General features: G+C 74.6%; 5 protein-coding genes and 1 pseudogene. 5 read left to right on the forward strand and 1 reads right to left on the reverse strand.

Features of this window, described 5'->3' with window-relative positions; all coding sequences use genetic code 11:
* Window positions 1-168: 168 nt before the first annotated feature.
* From C1J01_RS46075 to C1J01_RS46095, 5 genes are all read left to right on the forward strand, one after another.
* On the forward strand, window positions 169-810 hold the full coding sequence (locus C1J01_RS46075) for a CE1 family esterase (RefSeq protein ID WP_111185321.1): 642 nt from the start codon (window positions 169-171) through the stop codon (window positions 808-810).
* A gap of 92 nt (window positions 811-902) precedes the next feature.
* Complete coding sequence (locus tag C1J01_RS46080) at window positions 903-2,234, forward strand: serine hydrolase domain-containing protein (protein ID WP_111185322.1); 1,332 nt, start codon at window positions 903-905, stop codon at window positions 2,232-2,234.
* A gap of 177 nt (window positions 2,235-2,411) precedes the next feature.
* Window positions 2,412-2,912, forward strand: a complete 501-nt coding sequence (locus C1J01_RS46085; protein ID WP_146615991.1) for a DUF5994 family protein — start codon at window positions 2,412-2,414, stop codon at window positions 2,910-2,912.
* Window positions 2,913-3,030: 118 nt separating this feature from the next.
* A complete protein-coding gene (locus C1J01_RS46090) occupies window positions 3,031-3,351 on the forward strand; it encodes an STAS domain-containing protein (RefSeq protein ID WP_111185324.1) in 321 nt (106 codons plus the stop codon).
* Window positions 3,352-3,496: 145 nt separating this feature from the next.
* On the forward strand, window positions 3,497-4,765 hold the full coding sequence (locus C1J01_RS46095; protein WP_111185325.1) for an MFS transporter: 1,269 nt from the start codon (window positions 3,497-3,499) through the stop codon (window positions 4,763-4,765).
* 72 nt (window positions 4,766-4,837) lie between these two features.
* Here C1J01_RS46095 and C1J01_RS46100 read toward each other — a convergent pair.
* A pseudogene (locus C1J01_RS46100) lies at window positions 4,838-5,056 on the reverse strand (hypothetical protein); the annotation flags it as partial.

Here is a 5,056-nt window from a genome sequence, read left to right on the forward strand (position 1 = left end):
AGGTGTGTATAAGAGACAGATGGGGGGCTGCGGCGGCAGTTCTGGCTGGCCGTCCCGGAGGGCGACGGGCCTCATCCCGTCATCCTCGATCTGCACGGGCTCGGGTCCGGCGCCGTTCAGCAGCGGGCCTACAGCCGGCTCGCCGAGCAGGGGACGCGGCGCGGCTACGTGGTGGCCACGCCGCAGGCCGCCGACGGGCGCATGGGCTGGACGCTGCCCCGCACGGGCGGGCCCGACGACACCGCCTTCCTCACCGCGCTGCTGGAGCACCTGCGGCGCAACCTGTGCGTCGACGAGCGCCGGCAGTTCGCCGCGGGCATGTCGTACGGCGCCGCGATGGCCGTCTCGCTCGTGTGCGCGATGGACGGCCGCCTGTCCGCCGTGGCCGCGGTCGCCGGGCTCAACATCGTGCGCCCCTGCCGGCAGGCCGCGCCGACCACGATCGTGGCCTTCCACGGCACCGGCGACCAGGTCGTCCCCTACCAGGGCGGCCACCCGCTGCGCAGCGCCCCCCGCGATCTGCGCTCCCTCGGGCGGCTGGTCACCCTGGAGCCGGTCGAGAGCGCCGCCGAGGGCTGGGCGGCGCGGCTCGGCTGCACCGGCCGCGCCACTGCCCGCCCGGCCGCGGACGTACGGCTGCGGCGCTGGCGCAGCTGTCCCGGCGGCGCCACGCTGGCGCTGTACACGGTCGAGGGCGGCGGTCACACCTGGCCCGGCTCCGCCGACGTGCCGCGGCTGGGGCCCGTCAGCCGCGACCTGGACGCCACCGCGGTCATTCTGGACGCCTTCGACCGCGCCCCTTCGCGCTGACCCGGCGCCGGCCTCGACCCTGTCGTTCACGAGGTCCCGAAGTCCCCGCGAGCCGGGGGCGGGCGCGCGGGCAGGGGCTACCCTTGTCGCCCATGAGTCAGGTGCACCACACGACCGCCCGCGCCCTGATGCGCCGGCTGGCCGTCGAACAGGCCGAGTGCAGGATCCCGTCGCTGACGGCCGCGATCGTCCGCGACGGGCGGACGGCGTGGTTCGGCGGACGCGGCCGCGTCGACGGAGCCGCCCCCACCGCCGCGACGCAGTACCGCATCGGATCGATCACCAAGAGCATGGTCGCCGTCGTGGTGATGCGGCTGCGCGACGAGGGCGCGCTCGACCTGGCCGACCCGCTGGAGCGGCACCTGCCCGGCACGCCGCTGGGACACCTGACCATCGCCCAGCTGCTGTCGCACACCTCGGGCCTGACCGCCGAACCGCCCACCGCCTGGTGGGAGCGCACCCCCGGCGTCCCGGCCGCCGAGCTGATCGACCGGCTCGGCCTCCGCGAGCTCAAACACCGGCCGGGGCGGCGCCTGCACTACTCCAACGTGGGGTTCGCGCTGCTCGGCGAGCTCGTCGCCCGCCTGCGCGGCACGACCTGGCTCAAGGCGCTGCGGGAGGAGGTGCTCGACCCGCTCGGCATGCGCGACACCACCGCCCGGCCGCGCGCCCCGCACGCCACCGGCTACGCCGTGCACCCGTGGGCGGACGTGCTGCTCACCGAGCCCGAGCACGACGCCGACGCCATGGGGCCGGCCGGGCAGCTGTGGTCCACCCCGCACGACCTGGCCCGCTGGGCGGCGTTCCTGGGCGGGCAGACCGCCGGCGTGCTCTCCCCCGGCACCGTCGCCGAGATGCGCGAGCCCGTCATCGTCGACGACGGCGACACGTGGACCTCCGGCTTCGGGCTCGGCCTGCAGCTGTCACGCGCCGGCGGCCGCAGGCTGGCCGGCCACAGCGGCTCCATGCCGGGGTTCCTGGCCACCGTGTGGAGCGATCCGGCCGAAGGCGTCGGCGTGCTGTTCATGGCCAATACCACCTCCGGCATGAGCGGCACCCTGCTCGGCGACCTGCTGGACATCCTGGACGAGCACGAGCCGCGCCTGCCGGAGGAGTGGCGGCCGGTGGCCGCCGACCCCGACCTGCTCGCCGTGACGGGGCTGTGGCATTGGGGGCCCAAGCCGTACACGCTGCGGCTGCTGCCCGAGCGGGGGCTGTCGCTGGAACCCGTCGGCGGCGCCGGGCGGGCCTCCCGGTTCGTGCCGCAGGACGACGGGACGTGGCTGGGGCTCGACGGCTACTACGCCGGGGAGACGCTGCGGGTGGCCGATGACCACCTCGACCTCAACACGTTCATCTTCACCCGCGAACCGTACGACCCGGCCGCGCCGGTACCGGGCGGCGCGAGCGACTGGCACGCCTGAGCCGCCCTCTTATCGGACGTGGTGAGGTAGGCTTAAAGGTACCGAGGACTTTTCGAGCGTTGGCACTCAGGCCGGCGTCGCCCCCGGCGAACCACCACCGGCCCTCTCCGGAGGGCCTGGATGGGCCAGGCGACCATGACGCCGACACTTGTTCCCCAACGCACACCACCCAGCCGCGTGCCATCGGCGCGTCTGCGATTCCATCTGGCGCCGGACCGGTTGTCCGTCGTGGACGGGGCCTGGTGGCCCTGCTCCCGCGACGCCGCCGCCGAACTGCCCGCTCTCGTCGCCGCCGTCGACCAGCGACTGGGCCGCACCACGCTGCGGGTAGGCGTCCATCGGGACGCGTGGCGGCACATCCCGGACCGGTTCCCGGCACGCGGCCGGCAGGTCCGGGTCGGCTGGTTCCTCTCCACCGATCCCCGCGTGATCACTCTCACCTTCGCCGCCGGCGAGCCGGTCGTCCTGCTGATCATCCCGCCGGACACCGCCGCCGGGCCCGCCGAGGCCACGCTCAACCTCACCGCCCAGGACACCGCCGGCTTGACCACCGGCGCCATCCTCGCCTTGGCCTGTCCGACGCCCGGCGCCGCATCGCAGGCGCCGGGCGACGGCTCGTCACGCTGGGAGAACGAGGGCGGATCGGTCATCGGGCAGGAGCCCCAGACGCCGGCGTGACCCACGTGCCGCCTGCCGGCCGGATTGAGCGGTTCAGGCACCGCCCGTTCTGGCGGCGGGCCGATCTCTGGCCGGCAGGCATCTCGATCGTTTCCAGCTTCTCCGAAAGGAGAATCCCATGACCGTCTCTGACACCGCGCCGCTCGGTGTGGCCGACCCGGCGCAGCCGACCATCGTCCACCTGTCCGGCGACATCGACATCTTCACCAGCGCGGCGATGCGCCGGGACCTGATGAGCACGCTGAACTACAGCACGAACCTGCTCGTCATCGACCTGTCGGCGGTGTCGTTCTGCGACGCCTCCGGGCTCGCCGTCCTGGTGGGCATCCAGCGCCGCGCCCGGCCGATGGGCATCACCGTGGCCCTGACCGCGCCACGCCCGTTCATGTCGCGGCTGCTGCACATCACCGGCCTGGACCGAGGCCTGCCGATGTGGTGATCGTGGAGCGCAGCCGATCTCCTCCACGGCCGGCGTGACCGGCCCGTGCTGGACGCCTGGCTGACGGGCGTAGGACCAAAGGCCCTGGTACGTCCCGGTCCGAGGGCCGATTCGCCAAGGGTGGTGTGCCGCGAGACTGGCCGGCATGCCACGCACGAAGATCGCCAGTGTCCTGGGTGAGCGGGCGTTCCTGACCGGAATGTTCGTCGACGCCCTGGGCAACGGCCTGTACGTCCCGCTCACCCTGCTGTTCATCCACGAGGTCACCGGATTGCCCGCGACCACGGTCGGGCTGGGGGTGACGGCGGCGGCCACGGTCGCGCTGGCCGCCAACCCGGTGGCCGGGGCGCTCATCGACCGCTTCGACGCCCGCAGCGTGCTGGTGGGCACGTACGTGCTGCGCGCCGTGGCGTTCGGCGCCTATCCGTTCGTGGGCGGCTTCCCCGCGCTGATCGCGGTCGCCGCGCTGGTGTCGATCGGCGAGCGGGCGTACTACCCGGCCTCGGCCGGATACGTGGCGGCCCTGGCCGAGGGGGCCGGGCGCGACCGGCTGTACGCGCTCATGGCGACGGCCCGCAACGTCGCCTTCGGCCTGGGCGGGCTGCTGTCGGCGGGCGCGGTGTCGCTGGCCGGCCACACCGGCTACACGCTCGTCGCCGCGGTGAACGCGGCCAGCTTCGTGGTGGCCGCGGTGTGCCTGCTGCGATCGGGCGCGCCGGCGCGTACGGCGAGGGAGCGTGGCGCGCACGGAGGCTACCGGCGGGTGATGGCGGACCGGCCGTTCATGGCGCTGGTGGGCGCCGAGCAGGCGTTCACGCTCGTGCACATGATCCTGCCGGTGGCGCTGCCGGTGTACGCGGTCACCGTGCTGGGCGCCTCGCCCGGCCTGCTCGGGCTGCTGTACGCGCTCAACACGTTCCTGGTGGCGGTCGGTCAGGTGCCGGTACGGCGGCTGCAACAGGCGGCCCGTCGTACCCACGCGCTGGCCTTGGGCGGCGCGGTGCTGATCGCCGCGTGCGCGGCCTACGCGGCGGTGGCGCTGCTGCCCGCCGGGCTGCCGCGCACGCTGGGGCTGGTCGCCGCCACGCTCGTGCTGACCGCCGGGGAGTTGCTGCACGCCACGCCGTCGTGGGCGCTGGCCGCGGCGGCGGCGCCCGCCGCGCTGCGCGGCCGGTACCTGGCGGTCTACCAGCTCACCTGGGCGGTCGCGGCGGTGGTCGCGCCGGCCGGGTTCTCGGTGCTGCTGGAGGAGTCCGCGCCGGCGCTGTGGCTGACGCTTGGAGCGCTCGCCGGGGTGGCGGCCGGTGTCGTGGTACGGCTGGCGCGACGGCTGCCGGCCGACGCTGTCGCCGCACCGGTGCCCCGTCCGCGAACGGAGCCGCAGACCCGAGCGGAACCCCAGCCGGGGACGTAGCCGGACCAAGGTTCGGGGGAAGCCCTTGTTCTCGGAGCTCCGGGGCGCTCCGAGAACAAGGGCGAGGTCGGCTCAGGGCTGGGTGTCGAGCCACTCCTGGAAGGTGGGTCCGGCGAGTTTGGCGTGCGGGCCGGGCAGGAAGGCGCCGCCTGCGGCGAGCTCGGCATCGGGCATGCCGGAGCCGTCGACGCCGACGACCGTGATGCCGCGGCGGGCGCCGAGGAGCCGGGCCGCCTGCGCCATGGTCTCCTTGCCGGGGCCGGCGATCTCGGGGATCGGCGTACCGGGGGC

Source organism: Nonomuraea aridisoli, from assembly GCF_003236395.1.
GTDB classification, from domain to species: domain Bacteria; phylum Actinomycetota; class Actinomycetes; order Streptosporangiales; family Streptosporangiaceae; genus Nonomuraea; species Nonomuraea aridisoli.

Excerpts from the sequence above, each read along its gene's own strand:
- C1J01_RS46080 (WP_111185322.1), top strand. The coding sequence starts at position 903 with ATGAGTCAGGTGCACCACACGACCGCCCGCGCCCTGATGCGCCGGCTG.
- C1J01_RS46090 (WP_111185324.1), top strand. The coding sequence starts at position 3,031 with ATGACCGTCTCTGACACCGCGCCGCTCGGTGTGGCCGACCCGGCGCAG.
- C1J01_RS46095 (WP_111185325.1), top strand. The coding sequence starts at position 3,497 with ATGCCACGCACGAAGATCGCCAGTGTCCTGGGTGAGCGGGCGTTCCTG.